Origin of the sequence: Mycobacterium kiyosense (assembly GCA_021654635.1) — a bacterium.
Taxonomy (GTDB): domain Bacteria; phylum Actinomycetota; class Actinomycetes; order Mycobacteriales; family Mycobacteriaceae; genus Mycobacterium; species Mycobacterium kiyosense.
This window is the reverse complement of sequence record AP025179.1, coordinates 6,283,692-6,299,902: the sequence shown is the minus strand read 5'-3', so window position 1 is coordinate 6,299,902 and position 16,211 is coordinate 6,283,692. Positions and strand designations below refer to the sequence as shown.

Here is a 16,211-nt window from a genome sequence, read left to right as displayed (position 1 = left end):
CCAGAACGTATTAAGCACGAGAAGGGGCGAGATCCCCCGAACTGGGTTGAACTCGCCCGATCTCGTGCCTCGAGAGTCTACGCGTACAAAGGGGTTTTGTTACGCGAACATCCCCGTCACGTTGCCCTCGGTCGACTGCATGGCCTGACCGGCCTCGCTGATCGTGCGGGCCAGGTTCTGCAGCGCGTTGTTGAGGTCCTGGGCGGTGGCGTCCCACTTCTGCTGAACGCCCTGGTAGGCCTCCGAACCACTGCCGCCCCATGCCGCGGCGAGCTTGGTCAGGGACTGCTTGCCCTCGTCGAGCAGGGAGTGAATGCTCGTGACATTTCCCTGGATGGTGCTGGCCGCGGCCTCGATACCCGCGAAATTCCACTGCTGTTCTGTCATGTCGTTGCTCCGTTTTTCTTGGTGGTATTTGGGGGATTTGAGGAAACTGATCAGAAGCCCATTTGCGAGGACAGTGCTTGCTGCTGCTCCTCGTCGGCCCGCTGGTATTGGACGCCGGCCTGACGGATATTCGTCGAAATCTCGTCGAGTTCGGCTTTTTGCTTGTTGGCGGCTTCCTGGAACCGCACCACGGCGGCCTGGGCGGCCTGACCGGCGGCACCCTGCCACTGACCCTGCAGCGACGCTGCGGTGGACTCGACCTGGTCGATCTGGGTCTTCAGGTCGGCCGAGATCCGCTCGAAGTTACCTGCCTCTTGCGCGAGGGCAGCGGCATCAGTCTTCATCTCTGCCATGCTGGACTTCTTTCTCTCTTTCCATTCCTCGCCATCGGTTGGCAAGTCTTCCGGCCCGGTTGACCGGGAAGTCTGCGGTGGCTGTGGGGATCACCAGTCGTCATCGTCGTCCCACAGGTCTTCTTCTGGTTCGTCGTGCTCGTCGGCCGCTGCGGCCGGAACGGCGAGCGCCGCCCGGGTGCCGCCGCCTGGTGCGCCCTGACCCAGCGCGCCGGTACCGACCGGGGCGGTGCCACCCGTCGCCGATTCCCCGGCTGCGGCCGCCGGCAGCACCGCCGGACCGGCCGGCTTGTCGATCAGCCCGGTCATCAGCGGTGTGCGGGCCAACGTGCCGCCGGCGCCCGGGATTGCTTCCCCGCGTAGCAATCCCGCGCCGACACTCGCGCCCGAGCCGCCCGCAAGCGGGTGGTTGGACAGCGGGCTGGCCCCGAGTAGACCCAGCTGGGCTTCGTCGTCGCCCAGTCCGGTACCGGTGCCGCCCGAGTTGCTGCCCAGCTGGCTGAACATCGAGGTCATCTGCTGCGCCGGCTGGGCGAGCTGCTGCATGGGGCCGCTGAGTTCGGCGACCTGCCCGGCGGTGGCCTGCACCGTCTCCGGGGTCAGCGCGCCGAGCTGGGCCGGCATACCGATCAGCGGGCTCGACGCCATGCTCTGGCTCATCCCCGGGTCGAGGATGGCCGCCATCGGCTCGATCTTGTCGAACATCGTGTTGACCAGCGTCTCGGCCTGATAGATGTCCATCGCCACGGCTGCCTGGGTCCACATCCGGACGAAGTAGTCGATCTCGTTCAACGCGATCGGAATGGTGTTGATGCCAAGGAAATTGGTGGCGCACAGCACCGCGGTGGTGATGTGGTTGGCCGCGATCTCGGGCAGCGACGGTGTGGTCGCCATCGCCTGGGTGTAGGCGGCGGCTTGGGCGGCAGCTTGCATGCCGCGCGTCTTGGCCTGCGCCGAGGCGGTCTGCAGCCACGTCACCATCGGCAGCGCGGACGAGATCGCCTTGTCGCTGCCGCCGCCGGTCCAGGCTTCGCCCAGGGAGTTCAGCCGCGCGGTCAGTTCGACGGCTTGAGCGTCCAGGGCGGCGGCCAGGGATTCCCATCCCGCGGCGGCAGCCAGCATCGGTGCCGGTCCGGCACCGGCCATCAGCCGAGCGGTGTTCAATTCCGGCGGCATTGCGTGCCACAGCATGGTGATCAACTCCCTTCCGGCTCGATTTTGTCGGTAATCGGCGAAAACGCAGGCGCCATTCCAATTTGTTCAGTTATGCAATGAGGAAATGGTTTCCCGGGCCTGAACGTCGTCGTTATCGCCCTACACGAATCCGGCGGTCGGTGACTGTCGTAGCTCGATTTCTCGGTGTCGGCGAGAACCCGGTTCGTCGGTGTCGAAATAATCCTAACCGGGGTCCGGGGGTGCTCCGAACACTTATTCTGCGAGCTCGTCGGGGGGCTCGATGTACGGGGCCTGGATCACCTCCTTTCCGTCGGGAGAGACGAGAAATGCCTGGCCAGGTGGCCGACGTTTGACCTTGAACTCGCTGGAGGGAAACTCCTGTTTCTCGCCGGAGAGGAACATCGTCGGTGCGCCCGACCCGAACGCGGCCCCGACGAACTTGTCCATCGTGGCCTTGTAGGCCTGGCTCATCTGACAGGTGACAATGATGTGTAATCCGATATCCGCGGCTGCCGGCAACAACGGGGCCAACGGCGCCATTGGCGGCATGCCGCTGGCCGCGCCGACAATCATGTGCCAGTCGTCGACAAGCAACACCACGTCGAATCCACTCCACCACGATCGAGAACGCAATTGTTGTGTCGTCAGATCGGTCGGGGGCAGGCGCTTTTTCAGGTTCACCGCCAGCGCCTGAATCGCCTCGTCCAGGCTCGCACTGTTGCGGTTGATCGCACCGGCCTGCAGCAGATGCGACTGCGGGACCGCGTCGAGCAGGCCGGAGCGGTAGTCGGCCAGCATGAAGCGCACCTGCTGCGGACTGTTGCGAGCACAGATGGCGCGGGCGACGGCGTGCGCGATGGTGGTCTTGCCCGACTTGGCCGCCCCGAAGATCAACAGGTGCGGGTTGGTGTGCATGTGGCTGTAGGCCGGCGTCAGATCGGACTCGCGCAATCCGATCGGAATTTCCCACCGGGTGCGGTAATCCGCGTCGGGTCCGGGCGGGTTGGGATCGAGTTCGTAGAGGTGGATCCGCGCGGGCAGCATCCGGACCGGCGGCGCCTGCTCGGTGGTCTGGGCCGCGATCTGGGCCACGCCGGCCGTCATCGCCTCCACCAGATTGTCGGTGCTGTGCACGCCGTCGAACCTGGGGACGCCGATCATCAGGTGGTGCTTTTCCATCGACACCGCCCGGCCGGGCCGGTTCGCCGGGATCTCCCGGGTGATCCGGTCGATCTGCGTCTCGTTGACGTCGCCGAGCCGGAACTCGATCTTGGTGCCCAGGTAGTCGCGCACGCGTGACTTCAGCTCCGTCCACCGCGGTGTGGAGATGATGACGTGGACGCCGAACGCGAGGCCCTGCGCGGCCAGATCCTGCACCGGCGCTTCCAGTTCGGAGAACTCGCTGACGAAACCGGGCCACCCGTCGATGATCAGGAACACGTCACCGTAGGGATCGGCCGCGACAGGCTGGTTCGGGTCGTCGCGCAGTTGCCGGTACGTCGCGATCGAGCCGACCCGGTGCTCTTTGAACAGTTGCTCGCGTTGCCGCATCACCGCCTGCATCTCGGCGACCACGCGATGCACTTTGTCGGGCTCGGAGCGGTTCGCCACCCCGCCGACGTGCGGCAGGTTCTCCAGATAGATCAAACCGCCGCCACCGAGGTCGATGCAGTAGAACTGCACGTTGCGCGGGGAGTGGGTGGCGGCCGCCGACATCACCAATGTCTGTAGCAGCGTTGACTTTCCGGTCTGCGGCGCACCGCCGATGCCGATGTTGCCGCCCGCGCCGGACACGTCTACACCCCATGTCTCCTGCAGGTGCCGCCGCGGTTCGTCCATGATGCCCAGGGCGAATCGCAACGGGCGCCGTCGATCCCGGGCGATCAGTTCGTTCAGCGGCGTCGGGTCGGCCAGCGGCGGCAGCCACATCTTGTATGCGCGGGACTCGCCGGTGCCCAGGCTGGTCGAGTATCACCTCGCGCAGCGCGCGCGGTTCGGCAGTCTCGGTCATGACGTCAACGCCTCCTCGGTCACCGGGGCGGCGGTGAATCGGTGGATCCTCACGGCCTGCCTGGCGGCCGGCGGACCGCCGCGCCCACCGTCGCCGTCGGTGTCGGAGACCACCGGCGGAAGGTACGGGGTACCGGTGTAGAAGGTGCTGAACTTCACCGGATCCTCCATGCCGACCCGCAGGAACCCGACGCCGCTCTCCTTGTTGGTGATGTACTGCGCCTCCGGTGTTCCTATCACCGCCTTGGACTCATGAGAGCTGGTGGTGCGCAGCGCGATTCGATACGTCAGGTTGGGTTCCAGTTTGTCTATGCGCACCCCGCCGGTTTGCAGCGACTGGGTGGCCAGCAGCAGGTGCACCCGCAGTGAACGGCCCACCCGGCAGATCCGGTCGAACAGGCCGATGAAGTCCGGATGGCTCTGCAGCAACTCGGCGAACTCGTCGACCACCACGAAAAGCGTTGGCAGCGGCGGCAAGTCGGCGCCACGCTCCCGGTACTTCTCGTATTCGGCGACGCCGGAGAGTGCGCCGGCCGCGCCCACCTGCATGCCGGCCTGCCGCAGGATGTTCTGCCGGCGGTCCAGTTCGCCGGTCAACACCTCACCCATTCGGCTCACCAGCTCGGCTTCCTCGGCCATGTTGGTGACGACGGCGGCGGTATGCGGAAGCTTTTCCATACCAAGGAAAGTGGACCCGCCCTTGAAGTCGGTGAGCAGCAGGTTCACCTGATCGGGGTGGGTCATCGCGACCAGCGAGAGGATCAGGGTGCGCAGGAATTCCGACTTGCCCGACCCGGTGGTACCGATCAGCATACCGTGCGGACCGGCGCCGAACTCGGCGCCCTCCTTGATGTCGAGGTACATCACGTTGCCGGTCTTGAGCTCGTGGCCGAATGGGATCCTGAGGCGGTCCCGGTCGGTGTCGGTGTACATCCGCCAGCGGGCCGGTGTCACCTCCTCGACACTCTTGGCGCCCACCAGTTGGTGCCACTCGCTGGCGACCTTCTTCTGCACCCGTTGCGTCCGGTCGAGAATGGTGCCGGTGATCGACCAGCCGGCCAACTTGCGGGCCAGCCGGGTCGCCTCCGCGGGTGACATGCCGTCGGCGGCCGAGACCACCAAGCGGAACTGCTGGCCGGGCAGCCGGTCGTCGGCTGAGCCGTTCTCGGCGACCCGGATGCGGTAGGCCGAGCCGCGGTGGTTGCCCAGCGTGATCACCGTGACCCCGGCGCGGCCGTCGGGCGGGAATCCGGCCTTACCGCCGGTGAGGTCGACGACGACGACGTACGGTTCGGTCGGCAACGTATCGGGGGCGTGCGGGCCGCGGGCGGCCAGGTCGGCCAGGCCGTCCGGGCGGGTGTAGATCAGCCGGACCGGTCCGGCGGCGTCGGTCTCGGTCTGATGCGCAACGTGCGGCAGCCATTTCAGCCAGGACCAGTCGGGATCGTCCGGGTCGTCGGTGAGGACCCGGATCTGCAGCAGATCCGGCGGATGGAACACGGCCAGGTGGCAGATCATGGCGGTGAGCAACCGGTCCGCGCCGGGCCGCTCGCCGCCCAGGGCGATGGTCGGAAAGGTGCGCAGCTGCAGCAGTTTCGGGCAGTCGTGAATCAGACCGTGGGTGCGCAGGAACTTCACCACCCACATGTGGCTCACCGGCTCCAGGTACGGTTGCGGCGCCGCGCTGGCCGCCGCCAGTTCGCCGCCGACGGCCGGTTTCAGCAACCGGTCCACCGCCGGCTGGTCCCCGATCCCGATCCGGGTGGCCGCGTAAAAGTCACTGTTGGCCGGCCGGGACCACTGCCGCTGGGTGCCGACGATCGACAGCAGGTCGTCGGGATGTGGTGCGTGGTAGGAGAAGAACGCCACTTGCGAGGTGGCCGAGGAGGTGACCCGGCCGCGCAACCCCGCGAGATAACGTAGGTATTCCTTGCGGTCGGCGTTGATCTCCGGCACCTTCTTGCCGCCACCGCCGGTGCCGCCGGCCATCCCGCCGACCATCATCATGATCATCATCAGCGGCATCATCAGCATGTAGGGCGACAGTTGCTTGGTGCCGCCGACCAGCATGATCGCGATCATGCCGACCATGCAGCCGCCCATCACGTAGGGCAGCGCCTTCTGCACGCCCGACGGCGGGATGTCGACGCCGAGGTCGTCGGGCGGGGTGAGGCTGATCTCGCCGGGGTCAGCCGGGGGCCGCGGGTGATGGTCGGGGTGAACTTCTTGGTCGTCATGAAATGTCGGTCCTCACTGGGGGACACCGGGCGTGCCGGCCGGTACTTTCCGGGGGGTCGGGTCGGCGGGCAAGGTTTCGTGTTCGAGCATCGCGGCCTCCTTCGACAGCACCGGACCGTCCACCAGCAGCCGAATGATCTCCCAGGGAGCGGTTTTCGGCGAACTCAGGCCGAGGGCCTTCGCCGCGTCGGCGTTGGGCACTCCGTACCGCACCCCTTCGGGGTCGATGTAGTACATCGATTCGCCGAACCGCGGATCCGGTGACTGCAGCCGTACGAACCTGCCGCCGTCGATGTAAATCGTTGCGGTTCCCTGAATCTGCTTGATCCCGGTGTTCATCAGGGACGGCGATATCGGCAGATGCCGACCGGAGAGCACCGTCTGTTTGGGTGCCTGGTCCCCGGAGGCGCGTTCCCAGGCCCAGCACAGCGTGGGTTCGGCGGGCCGGGCCAGGATCTTGAGTTGTTCGTCGGGAAGCGGTGAGGGATAGACGCGCTCGGGGATTCTCACCACGACGCTGGGTACCACCGCCGGGGGAGCGATGAGTCCGTGGGACTGGGTGGCGCGCAGTGCCGCCGCGGTGGTGGAGTTCACCATGGCAATGCCGTCGGGCAGCACCACGTAGTAGTGCGGTCCTTTCTCCGCGTGGATCAGGAACACCGAGCCGATCACCAATTCGTCGGGCAACCCCAGGGTGTTGGGCGCGCCCGCGTCCGGGATCGGTGGCAGCTGCCAATTGCCTTGGCTGGGCAGCGCGTTGAACATCCCCTCGGAGATGGGCACGGCCTTGGCGTCGACCGGTATCCCCATCGCGGAGGTGAGTGCGCGGTCGTTGAGATCGATTGCGTGGCGGCCCTTTTCGGTGATAATCCACTGCTGGCCCTGGTAGGTCGCCAGCAGGGCCTCGTTCGAGTCGACCGGGTCCACGGTGGGATCGATCTGCAACGGCATCGCGATCACCGAGGTCTGCACCACCGGCGCGGCACTGTCAGCGCGGGACACGGTGTCGCACAACGTCCACACCGAGTTGTTGCCGCCGGACACCGGTGTCGCATAGGGCGCGCCGGGGATGCCCAGGGTCTGGCCCAGCGTCATCTTGCTCAGTTCGGAGGACTTCACGGCGGCGGGGTTGGCCGGGCTGCCCAGCACCAGCCGCGCCGAGGTCAGGTTGTAGACCGGGTGCATATGCCCCGAGACGATCACGTACAGCTCGTTGGTGCTCCGGTCGGTCAACAGGGTGGTGTTGCCGAGCTTTCCCTGAGGTTTGAAGTACGCCAGCAGACCCGCGCCCACCAGGATCACCACCGCGATCACGACGCCCAGCCATACCGACCGGCTGTAGAACTGCAACGGATCGTCGAACATGCGGGTGTCGCGCCGCACGATCGCGTGCTCGACGCGGCGGAGCAGGAAGCGCCAGCCGCTGACCTGGACCTTGGTGGTCAGGCGAAGCCCCATGTCTTACTCTCTCGTGTTGAGGTGGGCATGCACCGTGGCGATTGCCTCGGCCATGTCCGTGCCGTTGATCTCCTGTAGTCGGTCCACATCCAACGATTCGATGTCGAGGCCCTGCGCCAGCCGCATGTCCCGGCACTGCTCGGCGGCCTCGACCAATTGCCTTGCGTAACGGCCGTTCCCGGCGATGTCGAGGGCCGGCCGGCCGCGCAGGGTGCGGTCGTGCAGTTCCTTGGCCGCGTTGAGGAATTCGTCGGCGGCTTCGGGACTCAACATCGAGTCATTGTCTTTGGCAATGACTTTGGCGATCTCGAGGAGTTCGTCGGGGCTGTAGGTGTCGAATTCGATCCGGGTGGCGAAGCGCGAACGGAGCCCTTCGTTGGTCTCCAGCAGCCGGTCGATGTCGTTGCTGTATCCGGCGATGATCACCACCAGTCGGTCGCGGTCGTTCTCCATCCGGGCCAGCAGGGTGTCCAGCGCCTCCTGGCCGAACGGGTCGGTGCGGCCATCGCGCTCCTGAACCAGCGCATACGCCTCGTCGATAAACAGCACACCGCCCAGAGCCTGGTCGATCGTCTTGGCGGTCTTGACCGCTGACTGCCCCTCGTATTCCGCGACGAAGTCCTTGCGGGAGGTCTCCACGAGCTTCGGTTCGGAGATGACCCCCAGTCCGGCCAGAATGTTGGCCACCACCCGCGCGATCGTCGTCTTGCCGGTGCCGGGTGGGCCGGTGAAGATCATGTGCTTGCTGGGTTGCGCCACCTTCATGCCCTTGGCGGCGCGCACCCGGGCCATCAGGGTTGCCGCCCGGTAGCGCTCGATCTGCGTCTTGACCCGGGACAGGCCGATCTGGCGATCCAGTTCGGCCTGGGCTTCGGCCAGCAGCCGCTCGCGGCCGGAGTTGTCGGTCACCACACTGCCCGGATCCCACGGATCCGCGCGGGAGGCAATCTGCTCGGCCGTCGTCGTCTTCAGCCGGTAGGTCGGATCTTTCAGTGCTGCAGCCACTTTGGGGTCCGGATGGGTGGTCTGCAGCCACTCCAGCAGCGCCACTGCCGCGTCTTCGTTGCCCTGGCTGCGCCGCGCCATCGCCAAAAACCACGCGATGGCCTGCGCGCATGCCTCCCCGGCGGGCGAGTCGTTGGCCTCGGTGAGCCGCCGCTCGGCCTCGGTGAACAGGCCCAGGTTGGCTGCGGCCACCCCGTGCGCGACCCCGGCGGCGCCGGTGAGGAACTTGTCCGGCCACTTGCCGGCGCCCTTGACTTGGTCGATCACGTCGGTCCAGCGTTCGGCGGCGCCGTAGATCACCGCCTTGAGCCAGGACACCAGGTGCTCGGACCCGCCCGCCGCTCCTGGCGCCATCGCGTCGAGGGCCTCCAGCGCGTCGGCGTAATTACCTTGGGCCGCTTCGGATGCCGCGAATCCCATGGTGACGGCGAGCGGGGACGTGACCGGGTAGGTGATGTCGCCGTAGAGCCCGCCGATGGCGACCCGTGCGTTCACCGCACTCATCGAGATCTGTGCGGACCCCGAAAGTTGGCCGAAGTTGCGGCGCGAGTACCAGGCCCGGAACAGCGTCACCCGGTCGGTGTCGCCGCACCGGATCCGGCCCACCCAGGCGTCACACGCTGACTCGTCGTAATCGGTGATCTCGGTGAACAAATCGAGTGAACGTGCCTCCGACAACGGCAGCATGCCGACGGCACTGTCGAACAGACCGGCCAGGCGATCAGTCATTGATCACCGTTGTACCGGGCGGTGTAGTCCACCTCGTAGCGGGTGGCGAAGACCTCGGCCTCGCGGGCCGCCGCCTCTTCCGGGGTCGGCAGGTTCAGCGTCATCCCGACGAACTCGTGCAGCAGGTTGTTCTGCGCGTCGCCGTCACCGGTCATCTCGCTCATGTTCTCCACCATGAACGTGTGCTGGGCGGCCCGGGCCTTCTGCCGAGCCAGGTCGGCGATCACGAAGATCTCCTCCGATAACGCGGACTCGGACATGCTCGAGGCTTTGTCGGTCACGGTGATGTGCTGGACGCGTCCGTCCATCAGCGCCGTCACCGACACCGAACCCTGCGGGTTGGTCACCGTGAACAACGCAAGGTCGGGCTCGTCCTGGTGTTCCGTCAGACCGGCAAGGGCGTCCAGTTCCGTTCCACTGTCACCGGATTCGGTGTCCCCGACGGGCGGTGCATAGTCGCTGAGCGCGTCCAGCGACGATTCCTCGGCGGCGCTGCCGCCGGAGAAATCCAGCGCACCGAGATCGTCGGTGTCGTAGTCGTTCCCGGGCAGGTCCACTGTGGCGCCCCTTTCTGAACTCGTGGCTGGCGAAAAGTGTGTCAGCCTGATGCGGCGGCTTCGGCGTGGTCGTACCAAGAGCCGGCCGGTAACAGCTCGACCAGGCTGTCCAGCGCCCGCTGCAGATTCTGTTGCGTGCCGGCGAGGAAACTCCCGTACAGTTCGCCACCCACGCGCCGCGGGAGCGACACCAGCCGGCCGTGCTCGGAGTCGAGCACACCCGCGGCCGCCGGGGTGGTGGCGGTGGTGCCGCCGGGATTGCGTTGGCTGGCCACGATCTCCACCCAACCGGTCGGGTTGCTGACGATCTCGCTGAAGATGCGGGCCTGGGCGGGCGCGACGCCGTGCCGAGTCAGCTGCGCGGCCGTGGTGCACTCGGCCAACTCGTGGGCCAGCCCCGTCAGCGGTTCGACGTTGGCCGGATCGGCCGGCCCCAGCACGGTCGTCAGCATTCCCGCCAGACCGACCTGGGCAGCGACCAGCCGCAACACCAGCAGGTCGTCGTCGCGGGCCGCGACCACGTGGGTTTCGCCCCTGCGGCACACCACGAATCGCACCATCACGCCCCGGTCGCGTCGCCACCAGCGGCACTCCAGGGTGCGGTCGGCCCTGCTGATCGTGTCGACCATGGCGGCGACAGCCGGATGCGGCAGGCCGTTGTGGTCCAGCACGCCCTGCCCGGTGAGATCGCGTTGCACCTGGTCCCATACGACAGCGCGCAGATCCTCTTGCGGGATGTTGGGCCGGATCCCCAGTGCAACAGGGAAATCGACCAGGTGCAGTCGATCGGCGATCACCAGCATGCCGTCGATGGTCAACTCGACCCCGACGACGTCGTCGTACAGGCCCGCGCGGCCGGAAGCGAGCGGACCGGCCATGATCAGCCGAAGATCTTGTCGATGACGCCGGCCAGACCTTCGTCGGCCTTGAGGTAGGCGCTGGCGGCCGAGAGCAGGTTGGTGGCCAACCCGTTGCTGACGGCCTGCACCCCCTTACCGGTGTTGGCACGGTTGGTCTCCACGTCGCGCAGCGCGTTGTTGAACTTCGACGTGAACGAACCATGGGTCATCGAGACTCGCCCGCTGATCCCGGTGACCGAACTGGTGGCGGTCTGGAATTGGCCTGCGATGTCGGTCTGCATACCCGACAGCACCTTCAGGAACGAAGGCACGACGCCGAGAACTCCTGACATGGGAAAACCCTCCTCTACGGTTAAGGTTCTACTCGCTATGGCTTTGGCTTGCTATGGTTTTGGCTGGTTACAGGCCGATTGCCGAGTCTTAGAGCACGGTTCCCGGCGGACTCTGTCCGCCACCGGTTCCCGCGTCGACGGGCGCGCGTTCGGCGCCGGCGATTCCGGCGGCCGCACCCGCCTGCTCGTCGTCCGAGTCGTCCTGCTGGCTGCCTTGTTGGGCCTGGGCGGAAATCATCTGGGCCTGTTGGCCGGCCATGCTGCCCAGTTGGCCGGGACCGCCGCCGGCCGCCATGAGTTGTTGCAGCTGGCCCATCGTGGACGTGACCTGCCCGACGCCCGGTAGCTGGGCGAAGCTGAGCAGATTGCTGAAGCTCAACGCCGGCAGACCGGCGAAACCACCCAAAAAGTCCGGTAGCGCGGCCAATTCGGTCCAGGTGGGCAGTTTTGCCATGTTGCCGACGCCGGGGAATAGATCGCCGAGTCCGGGTAGCCCGGGGAATAGGTCGGGGATGCCGGGCAACCCGGGCAGGCTGGGGAAGCCGGGGATGAGGCCGCCCAGGTCGGGCAGGCTGCCGCCGAAGTCGGGCAGGCCCGGGATGGACGGCCACTGGAACTCGGGCAGGCCGGGTATCGGCAGGGTGAAGTCGGGGACGCCGACCTGGGGCGGCCAGGTGAAGTCAGGCAGGCCGGGGATGTCGGGCAGGCCGGGGATCGGGATGTCGGGCAGCTTGGGCGGCCAGACGGTGTCGATGATGTCGCCGATGATGTCGGGGATCAGCCCGGCCAGGCTGGGCAGGTTCGTCAAGATGTCGAGCAGCCGGCCGCCGAGCCCGATCATGTTGAACGCGTTCATGGCGGTCATGATCGTCAGGTACAGCAGGGCGCCGCCGACGACAGTCATCGCCAACCCGCACGCCGGGATCGCCATCGCCACCGAGATGGCGTCACCGACGATCCAGAGGTTGTCCTCGCACCACTTGCAGGCTTTGTACACGCCGTCGACCATGCTCTTCATGGCGCGCAGTACTTTGCGGGTGCTTTCCACGTGCTCGGCCTGATTGGAGATCAGGTTGCCGGTCAGACCGTCGATCTCACCCATCAACTTCGCGCGAAGTTGTTGGGCGGTGTTCTGATTCAAATAGGCGGTGGCCGCGTCACCGATCCAGTTGGTGCCCGGAATGGCCAAACCGATCTTGTCGGCCACTCCTTTGAACAGCGCCGAACCTGCGTTGAAAACGTCGCCCGGGTCGGGAATGCCGTCGCCCAGTAAAAACAGTTGAGTGTAAATGAAGTTACTGGTGGTCTTGCATATCGCGCTACCCGACATTTGCAGAGTTCCTCACGTTGGCTTGTTGGAGTGCACGGTCTCGTTTTCGTTATGCACCTTCGCACCGTAGGACGAGCTTAACAGCGTGGTGGCAGGGCTAGATGCACGAATTTTCAGGCTGCGCCGTGCTTTTCGGGCGTATGCGGAATCGGCCGGGCTGGGCTTGGCGGTATTGTCGGCGCGCCATCCGTCGAGCAGCCTCGGTGCCGCGAGAGCGCGCCGCGGCACCGGAGGGCAGCTCAATTGATTTGGCTGATAAGCGTTTCGATCGCCGCGGCGGTCTCGGCCGGTAAAGGTTCTTCGGCTTCGGCGCGAACGATCATTTCCTCGGTGACTCCGGCCGCTTGTGCCGTCTCCGAAGTAGAAAGATTGGCGCGCCGGCGCGCTGCATACAGCCGCTGCGCCAGTGTGGCGCCGGGTGCCGTTGCGCCCAGCGTCATCAATTGGTCGTGATATCGGCGCACCGCACCCATCGCCTTGATCAATTCCGGAGTGATACGGCTGATGCGGGTGGCCTGAACGGCGATGCCTTCGAGTTGCCGTAAATCGGCGAGGATCGGCGCCGCGCGCTCGGTGAACTCGGGATCCTGGGGCGAGGGCAGTGCCGCGATCGCCAGGCTGCACGTGTCCACCGCGGCGGCCACGGCCTGGGCGATCAACGATGCCGGACCCTGTGCGGGCGGCGCTGATTCGGGGGCGGCGTCGGGCACCGGTTGCGGCGCCGGATGGGGTGCGGACTGGTGCGCCGGTTGTGCCCCGTCGCGGATCCGCGCGATGGTTCCAGCGGGCCACTGCAGCACTTCCTCGAGCTTGGCCCGAGTGCGTTCGCGGGGCGAGCTGCGGCCTTTCTCGAAGGAGATCAGCGCGCCGGCGTTGATGATTCCGTCGGCCGCGAGGCTGCGCTGGCTGATGTCGAGTTCCCGCCGCCGCGCCGCGGCGGCCGCGCCGGCCCGGACCAGGCCGGGATCGAGGCCGTTGGTGTGGTCGTCCGCGGAGTCGGTCGGCTGCTCGGCCTGACCCGCGCGCGTGTGCTCTTCGGGCGAATTCGCCGGCCTGACGGCTTCGAACGTCAACGCCTTGCCTCCAGTTGGTTCGCCGATGTCGGGGTTGTCGCTGACGGTGACCGAGCCGTCGCGCGGTGCGACGATGTGCCGCGGACCCTCGCGGGACGCGACTCGAAGGTCGGCTCGGGTGGTCGCTCGGGTTGCCCGCGACGGGCCGCCAACCTGGATGACGCCGGGCGCGGCCGGCCTGACGCCCCCGAACGCGGCCAGCGCGGCTGGCCCCACGGTCGATTGGGCGTTGGGCATCTGCAGCTTCCTCGTCGGCATTCGGCGGCAATCGGTGCGGACCGCAAGCGTGTACCGCTGACCAACAGCGTAACCGTTGCACCCGCCTATTGCTATACCTTCGCTACACTTTCCCGACGTGATGCGGACCCGCTCCGAATGAACCGGAACGTGCTCAACGCTACGGTTATCGCCGCGCCAGCGGCAGTTACCAGAACCGCTCCCCGGCCTCCTGCTAGTCGTTGGACAGCCGATCAGCAGGGGTTTTACAGCTAATTGACAGCAAATCCCCCAGGTAACCGAAGGTTTGGCCGCTACGGTCTGCGACCTTTTGGCAAAGTCATAGCGCCCAGCCGGTGTCATGGAAATGAACTGTTGCACTGCAACGGTTGGTGCTATAACCTTCTGAACCGGAGGGGCACAACCCGCAACGTTTTTGGAGGAACGTAAAGACATGACTGCTACGACTCTGTATGAGGTCCCGCAGCTCGGCGTGTGCACCCAAGACCCCGACCGTTGGACGACGACTCCCGACGCGGAGGCCAAGACGCTGTGCCGGGCGTGCCCCCGCCGTTGGCTGTGCGCCAAGGAAGCGGTGGAACTACCCGGCGCCGAAGGCCTGTGGGCCGGTGTGGTGATCCCCGACTCGGGCCGTGCCCGGACCTTCGCGCTCAACCAGCTGCGTTCGCTGGCCGAGCGCAACGGGCTCGCGGTTCGTGAGCGGGTGACCGCCCAATCGGCATGACCCGGTGCCCGCCGGGCGGCGTCCAGCGGCCGGGGTAACGGAAACTGCGAAATACGTTGGCGGCGTGAGAGATTGGATGTCTTCTCGCGCCGTCGGCGGCTGCTCGATTCGTCAGCTTCGCGTGGTCAGGCGCCGGGTCGTTCCCGCCCGGCGTCGGCCCGCGAGGCGAAGTAGCCGGTGATGGTGGCGGCGACTTGCAGAAATTTCAGTCGCGTCGCCGGCGCCATCTCGTTGGTGACGTCGATGACGCCGCCGGGCCGCAGGTGGGGATCGAAGGGCACCTCCACCACCGGCTGGCCGTGATCGACGAACTCGCGTGCCAGCAACGACCGGGTGCGCTTGTCGGCGTGGCCGTCGGAGTCGTTGAGCACCACCACGCTGCGGTGCAGCAGGTGGCGCAGGTCGTGATCCGCCAGCCATTCCACGGTCTTGGCCGCGGCGGCGGCCCCGTCCGCCCACGGCGAGGACACCACGATCAATGCGTCGAGGTCGCGCAGCACTTCCTGCGTGACCGCCGCATCCATCGTGGATCCGCAGTCGATCACCGAGATCGCGAAGTGGCGATCCAGGCGCAGGGCGGCTTCCCGGTAGACCGCCGGATCGAGCACCCGGCGCGGACCCGAAACCGGCTCACCGCCCAAGACGTAGAGACCGGCCGCGTTGCGGCCCACCCGAGCGGTCATGTCCGCGAACGACTGCAGGTTCTTGTCCGCGGTGAGTTCCCAGAACGAGCCGGTGGTGCGGGGGTCGATGCGGCTGCTCAGCCGGCCGAAAGCGGTGTCGGCGTCGATGGCGACGACGCGATCCTGCTGGCGCAGCTCGGCAAGGATCGAGCCGACGCTGGCGGCCACCGACGTCTTCCCGACGCCGCCTTTGCCCAGGACGCCGACTTTGTGATTGCCGTGCAGGGCGGTGCGGATTGCCGCTTCGAACTGCGCGATGTCCCGTTGCGCGGCGGACGGGCCGGGCGTGACGAGCCCGAACGTGGCCACCCGCACCATGCGCCGCCAGCCGCGCTCGGTCGGCTGGGATGCGGTGCGCACCGGGCCCGCGCCGGTGCCCTGCCATGAACTCGGCCGCGGGGGCGCCGACGAGGACGCCGGCAGGCTCGGCGACGGCGGCGGCGCGGCCGCCGGACGGTAGGGCGGGGCCGGCGGGCGGTGCTGTGGCGCGGGTGCCGGCGCGCCGCCGTGCGGCGGTGCCAACGGCGGAGCCGGCATCGGGTGCGACGACGCAGGCGGAAGTGGGGGCCTCGGGGCCGGCTCGGAGTGCGGTGCGGCGGGCGGTTTCGGTGCCTCCGGTGCCGGTGGCGGCACGAACTGCGGGGCCGGGGTTCCTGCTGGTGCGGTGGCGCCGGGCGGGGTGGCTGGTCCACGCGCGGTGGCGCGGGAGGTGTTTTAGTCTCGTCCGTTGAGGCTGACGTTGCCTCGGTTGGGGTGGTGGCGGCGGTGGCGCGTCCCCGCTCGGCGGCGGTGGGGCCGGCGGCGGTGGGGCCGGGCGGGGCGCCGGCTGCGCAGGCCGGACCGGAGTGGGTGGCGGCGAAAACCCGGTGCCGGGACCGGTCGCGCGGCCTCCCGCCGTGGAACCGGCGGATGCGGGGTCGCCGGTTGATCGGCCCGCACTCGATTACGCAGGAATTCCTGGGGCTCGTTCATGGGCTCCTCGGTGCGACGGCGGCGGATCGTCGCGCCTGTGACTGACCTCGCAAAGTTCTTCCGGTGACGAACCCCACGGTCTGTCGG

At 67.1% G+C, this 16,211-nt stretch carries 13 protein-coding genes and 2 pseudogenes; 2 read left to right on the top strand and 13 right to left on the bottom strand.

What is annotated here, in order from left to right; all coding sequences use genetic code 11:
- Positions 1-99: 99 nt before the first annotated feature.
- The 12 genes and pseudogenes from esxA to L6444_RS29730 form a co-directional block, all read right to left on the bottom strand.
- Entirely contained in the window at positions 100-387 is a 288-nt protein-coding gene (gene esxA / locus L6444_RS29785; RefSeq protein ID WP_236979197.1) for a type VII secretion system ESX-1 WXG100 family target ESAT-6, read from the bottom strand.
- A gap of 50 nt (positions 388-437) precedes the next feature.
- On the bottom strand, positions 438-740 hold the full coding sequence (locus L6444_RS29780) for a WXG100 family type VII secretion target (protein WP_236979194.1): 303 nt from the start codon (positions 738-740) through the stop codon (positions 438-440).
- Positions 741-830: 90 nt separating this feature from the next.
- The gene (locus L6444_RS29775; RefSeq protein ID WP_236979193.1) at positions 831-1,931 is read right to left on the bottom strand and encodes a PPE family protein; all 1,101 of its coding nucleotides are present in this window, start codon (positions 1,929-1,931) and stop codon (positions 831-833) included.
- 237 nt (positions 1,932-2,168) lie between these two features.
- Positions 2,169-3,927 (bottom strand): annotated as a pseudogene (eccCb, locus tag L6444_RS29770) (type VII secretion protein EccCb).
- A pseudogene (eccCa, locus tag L6444_RS29765) lies at positions 3,924-6,163 on the bottom strand (type VII secretion protein EccCa). The pseudogenes eccCb and eccCa overlap by 4 nt, the downstream one beginning before the upstream one ends.
- Before the next feature lie 13 nt (positions 6,164-6,176).
- Positions 6,177-7,622, bottom strand: coding sequence for a type VII secretion protein EccB (eccB, locus tag L6444_RS29760; RefSeq protein WP_236979191.1), 1,446 nt, complete (start codon positions 7,620-7,622; stop codon positions 6,177-6,179).
- A gap of 3 nt (positions 7,623-7,625) precedes the next feature.
- Positions 7,626-9,356, bottom strand: a complete 1,731-nt coding sequence (gene eccA / locus L6444_RS29755; protein ID WP_236979189.1) for a type VII secretion AAA-ATPase EccA — start codon at positions 9,354-9,356, stop codon at positions 7,626-7,628.
- Complete coding sequence (locus tag L6444_RS29750; RefSeq protein WP_236979181.1) at positions 9,353-9,913, bottom strand: DUF2694 domain-containing protein; 561 nt, start codon at positions 9,911-9,913, stop codon at positions 9,353-9,355. Before L6444_RS29750 ends, eccA begins: the two co-directional genes overlap by 4 nt.
- 41 nt (positions 9,914-9,954) lie before the next feature.
- Positions 9,955-10,791, bottom strand: a complete 837-nt coding sequence (locus L6444_RS29745) for an ESX secretion-associated protein EspG (RefSeq protein ID WP_236979179.1) — start codon at positions 10,789-10,791, stop codon at positions 9,955-9,957.
- Positions 10,792-10,793: 2 nt separating this feature from the next.
- Positions 10,794-11,105 (bottom strand): ESX-1 secretion-associated protein, encoded by a 312-nt coding sequence (locus L6444_RS29740; protein WP_236979177.1) that lies wholly within the window; start codon positions 11,103-11,105, stop codon positions 10,794-10,796.
- Positions 11,106-11,193: 88 nt separating this feature from the next.
- Positions 11,194-12,435 carry an EspA/EspE family type VII secretion system effector gene (locus L6444_RS29735; protein WP_236979175.1) on the bottom strand — a complete coding sequence of 414 codons (1,242 nt, stop codon included), beginning with the start codon at positions 12,433-12,435 and terminating at the stop codon, positions 11,194-11,196.
- A 239-nt stretch (positions 12,436-12,674) separates the two neighbouring features.
- Positions 12,675-13,745: an FHA domain-containing protein gene (locus L6444_RS29730; RefSeq protein WP_459551892.1), complete on the bottom strand. Its 1,071-nt coding sequence runs from the start codon at positions 13,743-13,745 to the stop codon at positions 12,675-12,677.
- A gap of 433 nt (positions 13,746-14,178) precedes the next feature.
- Between L6444_RS29730 and L6444_RS29725 the strand changes: the two genes are divergently transcribed.
- Positions 14,179-14,469 (top strand): WhiB family transcriptional regulator, encoded by a 291-nt coding sequence (locus L6444_RS29725; RefSeq protein ID WP_236979173.1) that lies wholly within the window; start codon positions 14,179-14,181, stop codon positions 14,467-14,469.
- Positions 14,470-14,594: 125 nt separating this feature from the next.
- Here the strand turns inward: L6444_RS29725 and L6444_RS29720 are convergent, their stop codons facing one another.
- Positions 14,595-15,512, bottom strand: coding sequence for a MinD/ParA family ATP-binding protein (locus L6444_RS29720; protein ID WP_236984520.1), 918 nt, complete (start codon positions 15,510-15,512; stop codon positions 14,595-14,597).
- Between L6444_RS29720 and L6444_RS29715 the strand changes: the two genes are divergently transcribed.
- The gene (locus L6444_RS29715; protein WP_236984658.1) at positions 15,454-15,612 is read left to right on the top strand and encodes a hypothetical protein; all 159 of its coding nucleotides are present in this window, start codon (positions 15,454-15,456) and stop codon (positions 15,610-15,612) included. The genes L6444_RS29720 and L6444_RS29715 overlap by 59 nt on opposite strands.
- Positions 15,613-16,211 lie beyond the last annotated feature (599 nt).

What these genes read in the sequence shown, in the direction of transcription:
- esxA (WP_236979197.1), bottom strand. Translation starts at nt 387, where the DNA reads ATGACAGAACAGCAGTGGAATTTCGCGGGTATCGAGGCCGCGGCCAGC.
- L6444_RS29780 (WP_236979194.1), bottom strand. Translation starts at nt 740, where the DNA reads ATGGCAGAGATGAAGACTGATGCCGCTGCCCTCGCGCAAGAGGCAGGT.
- L6444_RS29775 (WP_236979193.1), bottom strand. Translation starts at nt 1,931, where the DNA reads ATGCTGTGGCACGCAATGCCGCCGGAATTGAACACCGCTCGGCTGATG.
- eccB (WP_236979191.1), bottom strand. Translation starts at nt 7,622, where the DNA reads ATGGGGCTTCGCCTGACCACCAAGGTCCAGGTCAGCGGCTGGCGCTTC.
- eccA (WP_236979189.1), bottom strand. Translation starts at nt 9,356, where the DNA reads ATGACTGATCGCCTGGCCGGTCTGTTCGACAGTGCCGTCGGCATGCTG.
- L6444_RS29745 (WP_236979179.1), bottom strand. Translation starts at nt 10,791, where the DNA reads ATGGCCGGTCCGCTCGCTTCCGGCCGCGCGGGCCTGTACGACGACGTC.
- L6444_RS29740 (WP_236979177.1), bottom strand. Translation starts at nt 11,105, where the DNA reads ATGTCAGGAGTTCTCGGCGTCGTGCCTTCGTTCCTGAAGGTGCTGTCG.
- L6444_RS29735 (WP_236979175.1), bottom strand. Translation starts at nt 12,435, where the DNA reads ATGTCGGGTAGCGCGATATGCAAGACCACCAGTAACTTCATTTACACT.
- L6444_RS29730 (WP_459551892.1), bottom strand. Translation starts at nt 13,745, where the DNA reads ATGCCCAACGCCCAATCGACCGTGGGGCCAGCCGCGCTGGCCGCGTTC.
- L6444_RS29725 (WP_236979173.1), top strand. Translation starts at nt 14,179, where the DNA reads ATGACTGCTACGACTCTGTATGAGGTCCCGCAGCTCGGCGTGTGCACC.